This window comes from Microvirga lenta (assembly GCF_020532555.1).
In the GTDB taxonomy this organism is placed as follows: Bacteria; Pseudomonadota; Alphaproteobacteria; order Rhizobiales; family Beijerinckiaceae; genus Microvirga; species Microvirga lenta.
The window spans coordinates 25,679-41,332 of record NZ_JAJBBR010000011.1 but is presented as its reverse complement, the minus strand read 5'-3'; the positions used below and the strand labels follow the sequence as shown (position 1 = coordinate 41,332).

The following is a 15,654-nucleotide window of genomic DNA, read 5'->3' as shown; positions in this document are numbered from 1 at the left end:
CGCCCCCGGAGAGAGCCTCGAGTGTCCCGGCTCGACCTTCGGTGAATGAATGTTCAGACTCCTCCGACGTTCCGCCCCCCGCTCCCGCCCATCACAGAAGTTGGTACGCCACATGACACTCGGCGTTTTCTCCGACCCGCTCCGAGGAGGGAACGTTCCGATGCAACAACTCGTTGTCTGAACGCTCCAGCGGAGCAGGGTGTCTGATTGGCCGGCGGTAGTCTGCCAACGAGCGCAAACGCGTGAATCTTGGCCATGACGCCGCGCACAGGGGTAGAGGGCACGGAGATCATCGAGCTTCCCGCTACGCATCAAGGTCTGGAAAACAGCGGACCGAGCTATGAAGCACTCCACAACCAGTGACGGACCGTGCTGCTATGGCAAATGCAATTGGAACCGAGACGCTCAGCCGCCACTCGACTGAGGCTATGCTGCAGCCGTCCGTATCCAATCGCCTTCTTGCTGCTCTTCCGCCTGAGGAACTGCAGTGGATCCTCCCCTTCCTCGAACCGGTCGATCTGAAGCAAGGGCAGGTTCTACACTGGCGGGCCCTGCCGATCACCCACGTCTATTTCATCGAACACGGCCTTGTCTCGGTCCTTGCCCATACGGATGAGAAAGAGGTCGTGGAGGTTTGGCTCATCGGACAGGAAGGCCTCGCCGGCATACCGGTGCTCCTTGGCGCCGAGTCCTCACCCCACCGCCGGGTCGTGCAGGTTGCCGGGACAGCCCTGCGAATGCGGGCGGAGGATCTCAGGACGGCGATGGATCAACGTCCGGCCATCCGGCGCCTCCTGCTCAAGTATGTTCAGGCCGTGCTCGTCCAGACCTCCCAGTCCGGAGCCTGCGCCAAGCGGCACACCCTGCAGCAGAGGGTTGCACGGTGGCTTCTCTCGGCGGGATACCGGCTGGGCGCGACCGAAATTCCCCTGACGCACGCGGTGCTGTCGCGCCTGATCGGCGTAAGGCGGGCGAGCATCACCGTCTGCCTGGGCGAGCTGGAGGAGGCCGCGACGATCCGCCAGAGCCGCGGATCGATCACGATTGCCGATCAGGATAAGCTCGAGAGCCTCGCCTGCGATTGCTACCGCATCATCCGCATGAGCTACGACAGTATCGGCCAGCGCTGATCGGGGACGCTTCCGCCTCAGGAATCGCGGGAGCCGACCGGCATCCCCTTGCCCACAGGCTGAGGATTGCGCGGCCCTTCGGCATCGACCACCACCTCGTTCAGGTGGCGCGGCTTCGGAGGCCTATCGCCCACAGGCCAGCCCTCCCGCTGGCGGCGGCGGTCTCCATCCGTTTCCTCCGTCTGATCGTGGAAGAGGACGACGTTGGTCGGGAACGGCAGATCGATGCCGGCCTGGCCGAGAGCCTGCTTGACCGCGTCGATGACGTGTCCCCGGATCTGCACCACCTCGCCCCACTTCGAATGGGTCCACCACCGGACCCTGAGATTGACCGTCGATCCTGCGAGCTCCCACGGGATCACCTCGGGCGGCGGATCCGGCAGGATTCCGCCCACTCCCTTCAAGGCCCCAAGGATGACCTTGGAGGCTTTGCCGATGTCGTCGCCGTAGCCTATGCCCACGTCGTACTCGCTCCGCCGTTTTTCGAAGGCGGTATTGACGATGACCGACTCCGTATAGACCGCGCTGTTGGGAATGATGACCTGTCGGCTGTCGTAGGTTCTGATCAGCGTCGCGCGGGCCTCGATGCGCTCCACCGTTCCTTCGTGCTTGCCGACGACGATTTCGTCGCCCTGGCGGAATGGCTGGCGCAGGAGAATGAGGAGGCCTGCCAGCCAGTTCTGCAGAATGTCCTTGAACGCAAAGCCGATCGCGATCGACCCGACGCCGAGCGTGGCCAGAACGTCCGCGGGTTTCACCGAAGGAAAAATGATCGTCGCGACCACCAGAAGACCCAGCAGGATGATGGCCCAGCGGGTAAAACCCGCGAGCAGGGCGGCAAGATCGGGCCGCTGCCTGTGCAGGAACACGCGAAGGACGGCCTTTGCCGCACCCCAGGCCGCCAACAGGAAGAGAAGGAACACGACCAGAGCGATGCCAAGGTTGGGCAGGATCCACCAGAAGCCTTCGATGAACGCTTCGATCCGCTCCAGGGTGATGTTTGCATCGGTCTCCAACGCCGCCACCTTCAACAGGATTCACTCGTCGCTAATGAGATAGCAGCGGAGACGTTCCCTCACCCGGTGCGGGAGGCCCTCGCGTCCCGGCTCAACTAGCCCGGATCCAGCCCAAGCGGACGGGCCCGGCACTCCGAGACGGAATGCCGGGCATACCCGCAGGGCACGATGAGGCTGAAATGGAGCCAGGGGGGCCGGTCAGAAAATCAGCATCAGCAGGCCGATGACGACGACCAGCCCGATGAGAAAGATGAAACCTATCGTGCCACCGAGAAACTTCAGCATATCGACCACCTCCTTGGTTCGAGACAAGTGCGCCCGCCGGCCCAAGGGGCCGCGCGACGTCTGCTTTCCCGGAGTTAAAGGCTGTGCTCCGCTAAAGTTCGTCCCGGAGCGGAGTGAAAGATACGCTACCGCTCAACATATCGCGAGTTCGTGGTGAGGCATCTGCCCGGAACCGGTCGCATCCCGGAGGCATCAAGGCTCGGCCGCGACGTGGCGCGTACGACTGACGCAGAAAGCGAGAAGCCGCCTCGCGGCGGCTTCATCGAAAACTCGGCCTCGGAGAGGCTTTGAAATGGTCGGAGCGGCGGGATTTGAACCCACGACCCCTAGTCCCCCAGACTAGTGCGCTAACCGGGCTGCGCTACGCTCCGACTGAGCCGCCATATAAGCCGACACGCGGCAGGAAGCAATCTCTTGACGCAAGAAAGTCGGGATCTATTCGCTGACGGCGGATTCGGCGGGCGTCCGTAGTGAACTGAGGACCCGGTCGCATTCCAGAAGCTCATGAAGCGCGGCCTTGAGGCTGCGCACGGACGCGTCCGGCAGCGGCACGCGGCCCGACAGGCCGAGAAGCGGTCCGGGATCGGACAGGCGGTCGGCGACGGTCTCCTCGGCGGCATCCTCCGCCTCACCGTCCATGATCGGCTCGTCAGGCCGTGGGGCCGCAACGCTCTGCTCCCCCCGGCCGATGGCCTGCACGAAGCGGACGCCCTCCCCCTTCAGGATGCGCTGCACGCCCTTGATCGTGTAGCCCTCGCCGTAGAGGAGGTGCCGGATGCCTTTCAGGAGGTCGATGTCGTCGGGCCGGTAGTAGCGCCGCCCGCCCCCCCGCTTCAGCGGCTTGATATGCGCAAAGCGGGTCTCCCAGAAGCGCAGCACGTGCTGAGGCAGGTCCAGGTCCTCGGCCACCTCGCTGATGGTGCGGAATGCATCCGGGCTCTTGTCCATGGCGCCGCTCGCCATCGATGGAATCAATCTTCGCCGTCGGCGTCTTCGCCGTTGATGCGGGCCTTGAGAACGTTCGACGGCTTGAACACCATCACGCGGCGCGGATCGATCGGCACTTCGACGCCGGTCTTCGGGTTGCGGCCGACGCGCTCGCCCTTGCTGCGGACGATGAAGGAGCCGAAGGACGACAGCTTCACGGTCTCGCCGTTGGCGAGGCAGTCGCAGATTTCCGCCAGCACCCTCTCGACCAGCTCGGCCGATTCCGTCCGCGACAGGCCGACCTTCTGGTAGACGGCCTCGCTCAAATCCGCTCGTGTGACTGTCTTGCCCGCCATGAACGCTCCCCAGCGCCTGAATAGGATCTTTGCCGTTAACGCTTCCGATGACGCTATGCAGATGGCTCCCTATGGTCAACCGTTCTGGAGACGATAAGCGCCCCTCCCGGTCGAATGGTGCTGCCCCCTACCATCGAATCAGAGCGCTGCCCCAGGTGAAGCCGCCGCCGATCGCCTCGATCATCACGAGATCGCCCTGCTTGATGCGGCCGTCCTTGCGGGCGGCGTCGAGCGCCAGGGGAATCGATGCGGCCGAGGTATTGCCGTGCCTGTCCACGGTGATCACGACCTTCTCGGGAGCGATCCCGAGCTTGTCGGCACTCGCGGTGATGATGCGCTTGTTGGCCTGATGGGGGACGAACCAGTCCAGCTCCTCCGCCGTGGTGCCGGTGGCCTTGAAGGCGTCCTGGACCACATCCGCCACGGAGCCGACGGCGAAGCGGAAGACCTCCTTGCCCTCCATCTTCAGCACGCCCGTGGTCTTGGTGGAGCCCGGGCCGCCATCCACGTAGAGCTTGTCGCGATAGCGCCCGTCCGAGCGCAGCTGCGAGGTGAGCACGCCCCGGTCGTCGGAGGTGCCCTCGCCCTCCTGGGCCTCGAGCACGATGGCGCCCGCCCCGTCGCCGAAGAGGACGCAGGTCGTGCGGTCGTTCCAGTCGAGAATGCGCGAGAAGGTCTCGGCGCCGACCACGAGGGCGCGTTTGTGCGAGCCCGAGGTGAGGAACTTGTCCGCCGTGGCGACGGCATAGACGAAGCCGGTGCACACGGCCTGCAGATCGAAGGCCATGCCGTGGGTCATGCCGAGACCGGTCTGTATCATGGTCGCGGTGGACGGGAACGTATAGTCCGGCGTCGAGGTGGCGCAGATGATCAGGTCGATGTCGTCGGGCTTCAGGCCGGCATCGGCCAGCGCGGCCTCGGCCGCCTTGATGCCGAGAACGGACGTCGTCTCGTCGTCCCCCGCGATATGGCGCTGCTCGATGCCGGTGCGCTGCACGATCCATTCGTGCGACGTGTCCACCATCTTCTCGAGATCGCGATTGGTAAGCATCCGCCTCGGCAGGTAGGAGCCGACGCCGCGGACAATGGAACGGGTGCGTTTCAAGCGATTGCCCTTCTCAGGCCGTTTGCCCGACCGGATCATGCTCCAGCATGCCCCGGATGGTTTTCATGAGTTCGAAATGCGCCATGTCGTAGGCCACGTCGATGGCGCTGGCGAAGCCCAGATCGTCGGTTCCGCCATGGCTTTTGACCACCACGCCTTCGAGCCCCAGAAACACGCCGCCATTGACCTTGCGCGGGTCCATCTTGTCCTTGAGAGCGTTAAAGGCCTGTTTCGCGAACAGGTAGCCGATCTTCGCCATGAGCGTACGGCTCATGGCCGAGCGAAGGTATTCGCCGATCTGCTTGGCCGTGCCCTCCGCCGTCTTCAGGGCGATGTTGCCCGTGAAGCCTTCGGTGACGACCACATCGACGGTTCCCTTGCCGAGATCGTCACCCTCGACGAAGCCCCGGTAGTCCAGATTCGGCAGATTCGCTTCCTTCAGGAGGCGGGCCGCCTCCTTGACCGTTTCGAGGCCCTTGATCTCCTCGGTGCCGACATTCAGCAGGCCCACGGTGGGACGCTCCAGGTCGAACACGATGCGGGCCATGGCGGCGCCCATGATCGCCATGTCGACGAGGTGTCCTGCATCCGCGCCGATGGTCGCGCCCACGTCGAGCACGATGCTCTCGCCCCTCAGGGTCGGCCACATGCAGGCGATGGCAGGCCGCTCGATATGCGCCATGGTCTTGAGGCAGATCTTGGCCGTCGCCATGAGGGCGCCGGTATTCCCGGCGGACACGGTGGCATCCGCCTCCTTGTCCCGAACCGCCTGGACCGCGCGCCACATGGAGGATTTGCCCCGCCCCATGCGAATGGCCTGGCTGGGCTTCTCGTCCATGCCGATGGCGATGTCGGTGTGCCTGAGCTCGGTCACTTCCTTCAGCCTGGGATAGGCGTTCAGGAGCGGCGCGACGAGCGCCTCGTTCCCGAACATCAGGAAGCGGATGTCCGGGTGCCGCTCCAGGGCCAATGCGGCGCCGGGGATGACGACCGACGGACCATGGTCCCCGCCCATCGCATCGAGCGAAATACGCACTGGCTTTGACATGAGAGCTCGGCTCTTTCGTTAAGCTGTTCGACAGGGGGCGGAAAATAGCGGTTTGCGAAGTGTCCGCAACTGAATTCTCTCGGGTATCCGGCCGCGCGGGTCCGGGTCCGGCGCGACGGAAAACCGCCGGCAGGATGCCTCCGAGGTAGGTTCGGGAGAACCCGATTTCCAGGCCGCCTATTCCTTGGACTTCAGTTTCCCCAGGGCCGCGAAGGGAGAATCGTCCGTGTCGGCCGGGTCCCTGTAATTGAAGTCCACGCCCGGCTTGCGGGGATAGGGATCGAGGCCCAGCGCCAGGAATTCGGCGGTCAGCGCGCCCAGGTCAACTTGGCCGTTGACGATCTCGTCCGGGGGTTCGTATTCGTGCATTTCGGTCGGCGGCTCCGGCGGCATGCCTGAGGGTTCCGCGAAATCGACCTCGACCTCCTCCTCGATCACCGAGTCGAAAGGCTCCAGGGTCACGACGCAGGTCTGGGTCACGTCGGCCTTCACCGTCCCGGTGACATGGACGCCCTTGACCGAACTCTTCAGCTTGAAATCGCCGGACAGGGAGCGGATGCCGGGGAGGCCGAAATCCTTGGCGAGCGCCGCGCATTCCTCCTCGGTCGCCGCCACATGGACCTCGCTGCCCTGCGGGGGCAGGTTCATGACGTCGACGGGCCGCGAGAGCGGGCCCACGGTATCGGGGGTCATCGGCTTGCCTCCTCTGCAAAATCTTCCGGCTTGGGAAAAACCGGGCCGGGCTCCAAAAATGCGGCCAAGTCCGTCCCCTTGAGATCGCGATCCGCCGCCAGGGCATAACGCGCGAGCGGGGTGGCCGGTGCCTCGGCCCCATAGGCGTTCCGTCCGAGGGCCTCGGCAAGAGCCCTTTCGTCGGCGGCGTCGAGCGGGCCGTCATAGGCATGGGCCCGGCCGTAGAAGGAGGATGCGATCTTCTTCATCCGCTTCGGAACGGCCGTGTCGCCCACCCCCATCTCCCGCAGGGAGGCGTCCATGTCCCGGAAGAACGCATCGGTCAGGTCCCTGGCGACCTCGTCAGCCGGCTGCGGCAGCCTGCGCAGGGCCCGCAGAACCAGAACCATATGGAGAGACAGGGATTCGAAGCGCCCTTCGACGCTGTCCGGAACACCCAGAGCCGCATAGAGGCCCGGCTCCCGGGAAGCCGTGGCAATCCGCTTGTAGAGGAGCGCGATGGTGGTGCGCCGGGGATCCTTGCGGAACAGACCGAAAATCAAGGTGCTAGGCCTTCCTGCCTTGTCAAATTCACAGCACCGGGTTACGCCATCCGCATCCTCGGGCGCAAGCTTGTCAGCGCCGCATACCTGGAAGAACCATACGATGCGTCGATATCAAACCGTCTTGGTACGCTTGGCCACGGCCACCGTCATCGCCACATCCCTCGCGGGCTGCATGGGTGGAGAGGAGTTTCACCGCGGTTACCTCGTGGACGAGCGCGCCCTCTCGCAGGTGAACAAGGGCATGAGCGGCGAGCAGGTCCTTCAGACCCTCGGCACGCCCTCCACCGTGTCCACCGTGGGCAACAAGACCTGGTACTACATCAGCCAGACTTCGCGCCGGACCTTCCAGTTCCTGCCCGAGCAGGTGGTGGACCAGCGGGTCACCGCGGTTTATTTCGACAACAATCTCCGGGTCGAGCGCACGGCTCTCTACGGCCTGCAGGACGGCCGGGTCTTCGACTTCATCAGCCGCACGACGCCGGCCGGCGGCCAGGAGACGAGCTTCCTGGGTCAAATCCTGCGCGGCACGAACAACCTGAACCCGTTCGGCGTCTGATCGCCCTTTCGGCCACAGCTTCAAAAGGCCGGGCCGAGCCCGGCCTTTTTCATGTCCGGCTCCCATGGAACGGGCTCCCATGAAAAAACCCGCGGCGAGAGCCGCGGGTTTCGTTTTCCGGCCTGCCGCCGATCCTAGGAATGCGCGAGGATCGCAAGCAGCAGCAGGGCGATGATGTTGGTGATCTTGATCGCCGGGTTCACGGCGGGGCCCGCCGTGTCCTTGTAGGGGTCGCCGACGGTATCGCCCGTCACCGACGCCTTGTGGGCTTCCGAGCCCTTGTGGTGGGTCGTGCCGGAGTGGTCGGTGAAGCCGTCCTCGAAGGACTTCTTGGCATTGTCCCAGGCGCCGCCGCCAGAGGTCATGGAGACGGCGACGAACAGGCCCGTCACGATGACGCCGAGCAGCATCGCGCCCACGGCCGAGAACGCCTGCGACTTGCCCGCGATCCAGTAGACCACGAAGTAGGTCACGATCGGCGCCAGCACCGGGAGGAGCGAGGGGATGATCATCTCCTTGATGGCCGCCTTGGTCAGCATGTCGACGGCCCTGCCGTAATCGGGACGGTCGGTGCCGGCCATGATCCCCGGCTTCTCCTTGAACTGCCGGCGCACCTCCACGACGACCGCGCCCGCAGCACGCCCCACCGCCGTCATGGCGATGCCGCCGAACAGGAACGGAATGAGACCGCCGAACAGGAGCCCGACGACCACATAGGGGTTGGCGAGGGAGAAGTCCGGCACCACGCCCTGGAAGTACGGGTACTGAGCCGCGTTCTGGGTGAAGTAGTTGAGGTCCGACGTGTAGGCCGCGAACAGCACGAGGGCACCGAGGCCCGCCGAACCGATGGCATAGCCCTTGGTCACGGCTTTCGTGGTGTTTCCGACCGCGTCCAGGGCATCCGTGGACTTGCGGACGTCCTTCGGCAGGCCGGCCATTTCCGCGATGCCGCCTGCATTGTCCGTCACCGGCCCGAAGGCGTCGAGGGCCACGATCATGCCGGCCAGGGCCAGCATGGCCGTCACCGCGATGGCGATGCCGAAGAGACCGGCCAGCTTGAAGGACACGATGATGCCCGCGATGATGACGAGGGCCGGAAGCGCCGTCGATTCCAGGGAGACCGCCAGCCCCTGGATCACGTTCGTGCCGTGCCCCGTCACCGAGGCCTGGGCGATGGAGCGGACGGGCCGGAACCCGACGCCCGTATAGTACTCCGTGATCACCACGATGAGCGCCGTCACGGCCAGACCGGCGATGGCGCACCACAGCAGGGAAAGGCCCGTGAACTCGGCACCGGCAATGGGACCGAATCCGATGACGAAGTAAGTCACCGCGGCGATGGCCGCCGCCGAGAGCAGACCGGTTGCGATGAGCCCCTTGTAGAGCGCGCCCATGATGGACTCGTTCTGCCCGAGCTTCACGAAGAAGGTGCCGATGATCGAGGTCACGATGCAGACGGCGCCGATGGCCAGCGGATAGAGCAGCATGTCGTCGAGGACGGGCTGCCCGGCGAAGAAGATCGCCGCGAGAACCATGGTGGCCACGATGGTCACCGCATAGGTCTCGAACAGGTCGGCGGCCATGCCGGCGCAGTCGCCGACATTGTCGCCCACGTTGTCGGCGATGGTGGCCGGATTGCGCGGATCGTCCTCCGGAATGCCGGCCTCGACCTTGCCCACGAGGTCGCCGCCCACGTCGGCGCCCTTGGTGAAGATGCCGCCGCCGAGACGGGCGAAGATGGAGATGAGGGAGGCGCCGAAGCCCAGGGCCACGAGGCTGTCGATCACCACGCGGCTCGACGAGCTCTGCCCATCGATACGGGTGAGGTAACCGAAGTAGAGGGCGACCCCGAGGAGGGCGAGGCCCGCGACGAGCATTCCCGTGACCGCCCCCGACTTGAAGGCGACGTCGAGGCCGCCGCCGAGGGACTGGGTCGCCGCCTGGGCCGTGCGGACATTGGCGCGAACCGAGACGTTCATGCCGATGAAGCCTGCGGCGCCCGAGAGGATCGCCCCGATGGCGAAACCGATGGCCACCCGGATCCCGAGCAGATAGGCGATGATGACGAACAGGACCACGCCCACGATGGCGATGGTCATGTATTGCCGCCGGAGATAGGCCTTTGCGCCTTCGGAGATCGCACCTGCGATTTCCTGCATGCGCTGCGAGCCCGCATCGCGCTTCATCACGTCGCTGATGGCCCACAGGCCATAAGCAATCGAAAGAAGGCCGCCCACGATAATCAGGGTAAGTGCCATTGTGCCGTCCTTGTTATGGGAAAGCAGAACGCCGCACATCAAGGCCCGTTTTTTGGCCTTGACCGGCCTCTACCCCCAGCGAAGTCTGCAAACGCTGCCAAAAATCTATGCAGCCTGCAACGCGACTTCTGAATGACTCACAGGGAACACTTCAGGCGGGAACAGGCGCCTTTGCCTGCCGCTGCCAGGCGAGAAGGGCCAAAGCGACGAGAACTGGCGGGAAAACAAGCCAATTCACGTTGTCCCAGCCGCCCGCATTGAGCAATTTGCCCGAGGAAAAGGATGCGACGGCCACCGAGCCGAAAACCAGAAAATCGTTTGCCGCCTGAACTTTCGTGCGTTCTTCGGGCCTGTAGCAGTCGGTGACCAGGGCGGTCGCGCCGATAAAGCCGAAGTTCCATCCGATCCCGAGGAGAATCAGCGTCACCCAGAAATGGGCGACCGTGATGCCCGACAGGCCGATGACGGCGGCAAGGCCGATCAGAACGAGCCCGGCCGCCGTAACCCGGCCCTTGCCGAACCTGCCGATCAGGTTTCCGGTGAAGAAGCTCGGGCCGAACATGCCGAGGATGTGCCACTGAATGCCCAGGGCTGCTGCCCCTACGGAATGCCCGCACCCGATCATGGCGAGGGGAGCGGCGGTCATGATGAAGCTCATGAGACCGTAGGAGACGAGCCCCGCCACCACGGCCACGATGAAACGCGGCTGGCTCATGATCTCGCTCAGGGGCCTGCCCCCCGTCTTGGGGGCATCGGTGACGGGCGCAGGGCGCAGGAAGGAAACCACCGCCACCGACAGGAGCGCCAGCACCGCCTGCCCGAGGAAGGCCCCGGCGAAGGGCGCCGTCACGATCATGTCCCGCGTCCAGATGACGGTCTGCGGGCCGATGATGCCTGCAGCCAACCCGCCGGCCATGACCCAGGAGATCGCCTTCGGCTTGAACGCCTCGGACGCCGTATCGGTCGCGGCGAAGCGGTAGCTCTGGGTGTAGGAGCCCCAGAAGCCGGCGATGAAGGTGCCGAGGCAGAAGAGCCCGAAGCTGGCGACCGCGATGCCGGCCGCCGCCATGCTGCCGGCGATCACGCCTATCAAACCGGCCAGGACATAGGCGCTCCGCCGCCCGTAGCGGCGCATCATCATGGCGGCCGGAATGGTGCCGAGGGCCAGGCCGAGATTGATCAGGCTCACGGGAAGCGTGGCGAGTTCCTTGTTCTCGGCCAGGTTCTGGCCCACGAGGCCGCCGAGGGACACCACGATGGCGGGGCTGGCTCCGGCGAGGGCCTGCGCGAAGGCGAGCACGAGCGCGTTGCGCCTGGCGAGCACGTCGCCCGCCTGGATCCGCGCGTCCTCGCTAGAAGTGGGAGAATGAGCCGACATCGTAGCGTCTTTCCGAACCGCTGACCCGGAAGACCGGCAAGGTGGCGCCGGAAACGACGCGGCCGATCGCGGACAGCCCAATGCCGACGCTATCTGCCTCTTTTCGGAAGCTGTCGAGATTCTTTTCCGGCACAGTGCAGAGAATTTCATAGTCGTCTCCGCCCGTCATCACCCGGTCGAGCAGATCCGGATCCTGCTCGACCGCCCTGCGGACGGCCGGCGACAGGGGAACCAGCTCCGCCTCCACCACGGCCGAGACGCCGCTGACGCGCATCATCTTGGCGAGATCCCCCGCCAGACCGTCCGAGACGTCCATCGAGGCCCGGGCGAATCTTCGCACGGCAGGCGCCAGGAGATGACGTGGCCGGGGGTGCAGATAGCGATCCGCCAGGAACTCTCTCTCCTCCGGCGACAGTCCCGCGGCCCAGCCCGGCTGGGAGCGCAGCTTGAGCCCCAGAGCCGCATCGCCGACGGTGCCGGTCACGCAGATCAGGTCCCCCGCCTGGGCTGCGGTGCGCCGGACCATGGTGCCGGCCGGCAATTCCCCGATTGCGGTAACGGAGAGGGTGAGCGCTCCCCTCGCCTTCACCGTGTCTCCGCCGAGGAGCGGGCAGGAGAAGTCGCGGGCGGCCTCCCCGAGCCCGGCGGCGAAATCCTCGAGCCAGGCTTCGGTCCAGTCATCCGGCAGGGCGAGGCTGAGGAGAAAGCCCTTCGGGTCCGCCCCCTTGGCGGCCAGATCGGAGACGTTGACCCCCAGGGCCTTGCGCGCCACGGAACCGGGCGCGTCTCCGGGCAGGAAGTGAACCGACTCGACGATGGCGTCGGTCGTGAGGACGAGATCGTGCCCCGGGGTCGGGGACATGCAGGCCGCATCGTCCTTGAGCCCATGCCCGCCTTCCGCGGCCAGGGGCGCGAAAAAGCGGGCAATCAGGCTGTCCTCGCCGGGGCGTCCGCTCATGCCGGACGCTACCGCTTCGTCTGTCCCGCCGCCTTGCGCTCGAGCTCGCCGGCGCGAACCTCGCGAGCAAGACTGTCGAGAACCGCGTTCACGAGGCCGGATTCGTCCTCGCTGTAGAAGCCATGGGTTACGTCCACATATTCGGTGATGACCACGCGCACGGGCACGTCCTTACGGAACATCAGCTCGTAGCAGCCGGCACGCAGGATCGCGCGCAGGACGGCCTCGATCCGCTTCAGGGGCCAGCCGGCGGCGAGCGCCTTGTCGATCCTCACGTCGATGTCGCGCTGGTTATTGACCACGCCCGAGAGGATGTTGCGGAAGAAGTCGTTGTCGGAGGGCTGGAACTCGATGCCTTCGACCTCGCGGCCGATCCAGAACGCCTCGAATTCGGCCAGGGCATCGACGACGCTCTTGCCGGACAGATCCATCTGGTACAGGGCCTGAACTGCGGCGAGACGAGCAGCCGAGCGCTCTGCGGGCTTCGTCATGGTCAGGCCTCCTCGACGTGTTGTTTGATGCGAAGCACGGCGAGCGCCGCGTCCACCGCTCCCCCGCCCTTATTCAATTCATTCACCCGCGCACGGGTCCAGGCCTGCTCGTCATTCTCCACGGTCAGGATGCCGTTGGCGAGCGGGATCCGCCGCGCCACCGACAGGTCCATCAGGGCCCGCGAGCTCTCGCCCGCGACGATGTCGTAGTGCCCGGTTTCGCCGCGGATGACGCAGCCCAGGGCCACGACCGCGTCGTAGGGCCGGCCTGCCTTCTCGGCGGCATCGAGCGCGATGGCGATGGTGGCGGGGATTTCGAGCGCCCCGTCGACCGTCAGCACGTCCATGGTGGCCTGCGCCGCTTCGACGACCCCGCGGGCTCCCCGCAGCAGTTCGTCGGCGATGTCGTCGTAGAAGCGCGCCTCGACCACCAGGATGCGGGCTCCGGGAACGGGCGGACGGTTGTTGGGAGACTTGGCGGAATGCGAGACCATGGAAAACCGTTTCGGACCTGAAACGCACCCTGTCTCGTCCCGAGGCGCAGCCGCGTGGCTGCGCCTTCTGGAAGAAAGAGGGTGCTCTGGAGATGTTCTTCGGACGGATTGAACGTTGTGGGTCCCTACCCCGCCCGGCGCGCGTCCGCAAGCCGTGCCGCGTAGCGGGCCATCAGATCGACTTCGAGGTTGAGGCTGTCGCCGACCTGCCGCTCGCCCCAGGTGGTCACGGCGAGGGTATGCGGAATGATGAGGACGGAGAAGATGTCGTCGTTGACCGAGTTCACGGTCAGAGAAGTGCCGTCGAGGCAGACGGAGCCCTTTTCGGCGATGAAAGGCGCCAGGGCGGGCGGCGCCTTGATGACGAAGCGCGCGGTCGGCCCCCAGGGATCGTCGCCTGCGGTGATCGCCTCCTTGGCGACGATGGTGGCGACGCCGTCCACATGCCCCGTGACGATATGGCCGCCGAGCTCGTCCCCGATCTTCAGAGACCGCTCCAGATTGACCCGCGTGCCGGCCTGCCAGTCGCGGACGGTCGTCCGCTCCAGGGTCTCGGCGGCGGCATCGACCTCGAACCAGCAGCCGTTCCCGCGCGGCTCGACCGCCACCACAGTCAGGCAGGGGCCGCCGCAGGCGATGGAGGCGCCCAGCGCGATCGTCGCCGGGTCGTAAGTGGATTCGATGCGGATGCGGCGGAGCGTTTCCCCCTCCGAGACGGCGCTGATCTGCCCCACATCCGTGACGATGCCCGTGAACATCTAAGATTTCTCCCAAAACATGAAGAGATCGGATCCGATCTGCTCGTCTCCCACGAGGCGCAGATCGTCCATCCTGTCCTGCAGCGCGAGCCCGAGGGCCGGCACGTCGCCCTCGCCCCGGGCGGATCGGCCGGTGACGAGGACGAGTTCGTCCACGAGATCGGCCTTCGCCAGCGCATCGGCCAGACCCGGTCCTCCCTCGCAGAACACCCGGGTCAGCCCCCGGGAGCCGAGGAGCTGCAATGCCTCGTCGAGCGCGACGTGCCCGTTCGCGTCGGGCGAGACCCGGAGCACCTCCACGCCATGCGCCGCCAGCTCCCTTTCGGCCTCGACCGCCGCCGCCGCCGTGGCGACGATCCAGGTCGGGATGTCGCGAGCTCCGGTGACGATGCGCGACCCGGGAGGCGTTCCCAGGCGGCTGTCGATGACGATGCGCACAGGCGAGCGTGCCTGCAGCCCCGGCAGGCGAACGTTCAGGAGCGGATCGTCGGCGAGGATCGTGCCCACTCCCACCATGATCGCATCCGCATGGGCGCGCATGAGATGCATGCGGGCATTGGCCGTCTCGCCGGTGATCATGAGACGCGGTCCCTGCCGGGTGCCGGCGAAACCTTCCGTGGTGCGGGCGAGCTTCAGGGTCAGCATCGGCCGTCCCTTCGTCACCCGGGTGATATGGCCGCGATGGGCCTGCCGGGCCGCCCCGGCGAGGCAGCCGACCGTGACCGGAATTCCCGCGGCCCGGAGCCGGGCATGGCCACGCCCCGCCACCCGAACATCCGGATCCTCGATGGCCGAGACCACTCTGGCGATTCCGGCCTCCACCACCGCGTCGGCGCAGGGTGCCGTCTTGCCGTGGTGTGAGCAGGGCTCCAGGGATACGTAGAGGGTTGCCCCCCGGGCCCGGTCGCCGGCGGCGGCGAGCGCCACCCTTTCCGCATGCGGCCTGCCGCCCTTCTGCGTGGCGCCCTGCGCGACGATGACCGGCCAGTCGCCGCTCTCGTCCACCACGACGGAGCCCACGGAAGGGTTCGGCCAGGTCAGCCCCAGATTGCGCTCGCCCAACCCGATGGCAAGGCGCATGAGGCGCTCGTCATGGGCGGAAGGCTCTGGCGACGTCTCATGGAGCGGAGCGGACGCCATCACTCGGACTGCGCCGCGTTGCGCCTGGGCGCAGAGGCATTGCCGTCGTCCGTCTCCCCTTCCGCCAGCTTGTCGAGAATCGCCTCGAAGTCCTTGGCCTCGCGGAAGTTCTTGTAGACGGACGCGAAGCGCACATAGGCCACGTCGTCGAGGCCCTTCAGCCCCTCCATGACCAGCTCGCCCACGGTTTCGCTCGGAACATCGGTGTCGCCCATGCTCTCGAGCTGGCGAACGATGCCGTTGAGCATCCTCTCCACGCGCTCCGGATCGACCGGGCGCTTGCGCAGCGCGACCTCCACGGACCGCTCCAGCTTGTCCCGGTCGAACGGGACCCGGCGGCCGGACCGCTTGACCACGAACAGCTCACGCAGCTGGACACGCTCGAAGGTCGTGAACCGGCCGCCGCAATCCGGGCAGATGCGGCGGCGGCGAATGGCCGAGGAATCGTCCGTCGGCCTGGAATCCTTCACCTGAGTGTCCAGGCTCCCGCAATAGGGGCAACGCATGTGATGGAAC

Annotated in this window: 18 protein-coding genes and 1 tRNA gene; 2 read left to right on the top strand and 17 right to left on the bottom strand. The window is 65.9% G+C overall.

The window, feature by feature from the left end:
• Positions 1-428 precede the first annotated feature (428 nt).
• Positions 429-1,130: a Crp/Fnr family transcriptional regulator gene (locus LGR44_RS17010; protein WP_226741908.1), complete on the top strand. Its 702-nt coding sequence runs from the start codon at positions 429-431 to the stop codon at positions 1,128-1,130.
• A gap of 17 nt (positions 1,131-1,147) precedes the next feature.
• On the opposite strand, the gene LGR44_RS17005 is transcribed toward LGR44_RS17010, so the two are convergent.
• The 9 genes from LGR44_RS17005 to LGR44_RS16970 form a co-directional block, all read right to left on the bottom strand.
• Positions 1,148-2,155 (bottom strand): mechanosensitive ion channel family protein, encoded by a 1,008-nt coding sequence (locus LGR44_RS17005; RefSeq protein WP_404809943.1) that lies wholly within the window; start codon positions 2,153-2,155, stop codon positions 1,148-1,150.
• Between the two features lie 189 nt (positions 2,156-2,344).
• Complete coding sequence (locus LGR44_RS22105; RefSeq protein ID WP_449871031.1) at positions 2,345-2,458, bottom strand: hypothetical protein; 114 nt, start codon at positions 2,456-2,458, stop codon at positions 2,345-2,347.
• 266 nt (positions 2,459-2,724) lie between these two features.
• Positions 2,725-2,802: transfer RNA gene (locus LGR44_RS17000), tRNA-Pro, on the bottom strand.
• A gap of 64 nt (positions 2,803-2,866) precedes the next feature.
• Entirely contained in the window at positions 2,867-3,379 is a 513-nt protein-coding gene (locus tag LGR44_RS16995; protein WP_226741906.1) for a MerR family transcriptional regulator, read from the bottom strand.
• A 23-nt stretch (positions 3,380-3,402) separates the two neighbouring features.
• Positions 3,403-3,714 (bottom strand): integration host factor subunit alpha, encoded by a 312-nt coding sequence (locus tag LGR44_RS16990; RefSeq protein WP_226741905.1) that lies wholly within the window; start codon positions 3,712-3,714, stop codon positions 3,403-3,405.
• A gap of 127 nt (positions 3,715-3,841) precedes the next feature.
• Positions 3,842-4,858 (bottom strand): beta-ketoacyl-ACP synthase III, encoded by a 1,017-nt coding sequence (locus LGR44_RS16985; RefSeq protein WP_404809942.1) that lies wholly within the window; start codon positions 4,856-4,858, stop codon positions 3,842-3,844.
• Positions 4,833-5,867, bottom strand: a complete 1,035-nt coding sequence (plsX, locus tag LGR44_RS16980; RefSeq protein ID WP_226741903.1) for a phosphate acyltransferase PlsX — start codon at positions 5,865-5,867, stop codon at positions 4,833-4,835. The genes LGR44_RS16985 and plsX overlap by 26 nt, the downstream gene beginning before the upstream one ends.
• A 177-nt stretch (positions 5,868-6,044) precedes the next feature.
• A complete protein-coding gene (locus tag LGR44_RS16975; RefSeq protein ID WP_226741902.1) occupies positions 6,045-6,560 on the bottom strand; it encodes a YceD family protein in 516 nt (171 codons plus the stop codon).
• Positions 6,557-7,102 carry a ubiquinol-cytochrome C chaperone family protein gene (locus LGR44_RS16970; RefSeq protein WP_226741901.1) on the bottom strand — a complete coding sequence of 182 codons (546 nt, stop codon included), beginning with the start codon at positions 7,100-7,102 and terminating at the stop codon, positions 6,557-6,559. The genes LGR44_RS16975 and LGR44_RS16970 overlap by 4 nt, the downstream gene beginning before the upstream one ends.
• 103 nt (positions 7,103-7,205) lie before the next feature.
• On the opposite strand from LGR44_RS16970, the gene LGR44_RS16965 reads away from it, so the two are divergent.
• Positions 7,206-7,661, top strand: a complete 456-nt coding sequence (locus LGR44_RS16965; protein WP_226741900.1) for an outer membrane protein assembly factor BamE — start codon at positions 7,206-7,208, stop codon at positions 7,659-7,661.
• 134 nt (positions 7,662-7,795) lie between these two features.
• Here the strand turns inward: LGR44_RS16965 and LGR44_RS16960 are convergent, their stop codons facing one another.
• The 8 genes from LGR44_RS16960 to nrdR all read right to left on the bottom strand — a co-directional run bounded on the left by LGR44_RS16960 (position 7,796) and on the right by nrdR (position 15,644).
• Positions 7,796-9,919, bottom strand: coding sequence for a sodium-translocating pyrophosphatase (locus LGR44_RS16960; protein ID WP_226741899.1), 2,124 nt, complete (start codon positions 9,917-9,919; stop codon positions 7,796-7,798).
• A 151-nt stretch (positions 9,920-10,070) separates the two neighbouring features.
• Positions 10,071-11,297: an MFS transporter gene (locus LGR44_RS16955; RefSeq protein WP_226741898.1), complete on the bottom strand. Its 1,227-nt coding sequence runs from the start codon at positions 11,295-11,297 to the stop codon at positions 10,071-10,073.
• Entirely contained in the window at positions 11,272-12,255 is a 984-nt protein-coding gene (gene thiL / locus LGR44_RS16950) for a thiamine-phosphate kinase (protein ID WP_226741897.1), read from the bottom strand. Before thiL ends, LGR44_RS16955 begins: the two co-directional genes overlap by 26 nt.
• A gap of 8 nt (positions 12,256-12,263) precedes the next feature.
• Positions 12,264-12,746 carry a transcription antitermination factor NusB gene (gene nusB, locus LGR44_RS16945; protein WP_226741896.1) on the bottom strand — a complete coding sequence of 161 codons (483 nt, stop codon included), beginning with the start codon at positions 12,744-12,746 and terminating at the stop codon, positions 12,264-12,266.
• A 2-nt stretch (positions 12,747-12,748) separates the two neighbouring features.
• A complete protein-coding gene (ribH, locus tag LGR44_RS16940; RefSeq protein WP_226741895.1) occupies positions 12,749-13,240 on the bottom strand; it encodes a 6,7-dimethyl-8-ribityllumazine synthase in 492 nt (163 codons plus the stop codon).
• Positions 13,241-13,365: 125 nt separating this feature from the next.
• Complete coding sequence (locus tag LGR44_RS16935) at positions 13,366-13,998, bottom strand: riboflavin synthase (protein WP_226741894.1); 633 nt, start codon at positions 13,996-13,998, stop codon at positions 13,366-13,368.
• The gene (gene ribD / locus LGR44_RS16930) at positions 13,999-15,138 is read right to left on the bottom strand and encodes a bifunctional diaminohydroxyphosphoribosylaminopyrimidine deaminase/5-amino-6-(5-phosphoribosylamino)uracil reductase RibD (protein ID WP_226741893.1); all 1,140 of its coding nucleotides are present in this window, start codon (positions 15,136-15,138) and stop codon (positions 13,999-14,001) included.
• Positions 15,138-15,644, bottom strand: a complete 507-nt coding sequence (nrdR, locus tag LGR44_RS16925; protein WP_226741892.1) for a transcriptional regulator NrdR — start codon at positions 15,642-15,644, stop codon at positions 15,138-15,140. Before nrdR ends, ribD begins: the two co-directional genes overlap by 1 nt.
• Positions 15,645-15,654: the final 10 nt, after the last annotated feature.

What these genes read in the sequence shown, in the direction of transcription:
- LGR44_RS17010 (WP_226741908.1), top strand. Translation starts at nt 429, where the DNA reads ATGCTGCAGCCGTCCGTATCCAATCGCCTTCTTGCTGCTCTTCCGCCT.
- LGR44_RS16995 (WP_226741906.1), bottom strand. Translation starts at nt 3,379, where the DNA reads ATGGACAAGAGCCCGGATGCATTCCGCACCATCAGCGAGGTGGCCGAG.
- LGR44_RS16990 (WP_226741905.1), bottom strand. Translation starts at nt 3,714, where the DNA reads ATGGCGGGCAAGACAGTCACACGAGCGGATTTGAGCGAGGCCGTCTAC.
- LGR44_RS16985 (WP_404809942.1), bottom strand. Translation starts at nt 4,858, where the DNA reads ATGATCCGGTCGGGCAAACGGCCTGAGAAGGGCAATCGCTTGAAACGC.
- plsX (WP_226741903.1), bottom strand. Translation starts at nt 5,867, where the DNA reads ATGTCAAAGCCAGTGCGTATTTCGCTCGATGCGATGGGCGGGGACCAT.
- LGR44_RS16975 (WP_226741902.1), bottom strand. Translation starts at nt 6,560, where the DNA reads ATGACCCCCGATACCGTGGGCCCGCTCTCGCGGCCCGTCGACGTCATG.
- LGR44_RS16965 (WP_226741900.1), top strand. Translation starts at nt 7,206, where the DNA reads ATGCGTCGATATCAAACCGTCTTGGTACGCTTGGCCACGGCCACCGTC.
- LGR44_RS16960 (WP_226741899.1), bottom strand. Translation starts at nt 9,919, where the DNA reads ATGGCACTTACCCTGATTATCGTGGGCGGCCTTCTTTCGATTGCTTAT.
- LGR44_RS16955 (WP_226741898.1), bottom strand. Translation starts at nt 11,297, where the DNA reads ATGTCGGCTCATTCTCCCACTTCTAGCGAGGACGCGCGGATCCAGGCG.
- thiL (WP_226741897.1), bottom strand. Translation starts at nt 12,255, where the DNA reads ATGAGCGGACGCCCCGGCGAGGACAGCCTGATTGCCCGCTTTTTCGCG.
- nusB (WP_226741896.1), bottom strand. Translation starts at nt 12,746, where the DNA reads ATGACGAAGCCCGCAGAGCGCTCGGCTGCTCGTCTCGCCGCAGTTCAG.
- ribH (WP_226741895.1), bottom strand. Translation starts at nt 13,240, where the DNA reads ATGGTCTCGCATTCCGCCAAGTCTCCCAACAACCGTCCGCCCGTTCCC.
- LGR44_RS16935 (WP_226741894.1), bottom strand. Translation starts at nt 13,998, where the DNA reads ATGTTCACGGGCATCGTCACGGATGTGGGGCAGATCAGCGCCGTCTCG.
- ribD (WP_226741893.1), bottom strand. Translation starts at nt 15,138, where the DNA reads ATGGCGTCCGCTCCGCTCCATGAGACGTCGCCAGAGCCTTCCGCCCAT.
- nrdR (WP_226741892.1), bottom strand. Translation starts at nt 15,644, where the DNA reads ATGCGTTGCCCCTATTGCGGGAGCCTGGACACTCAGGTGAAGGATTCC.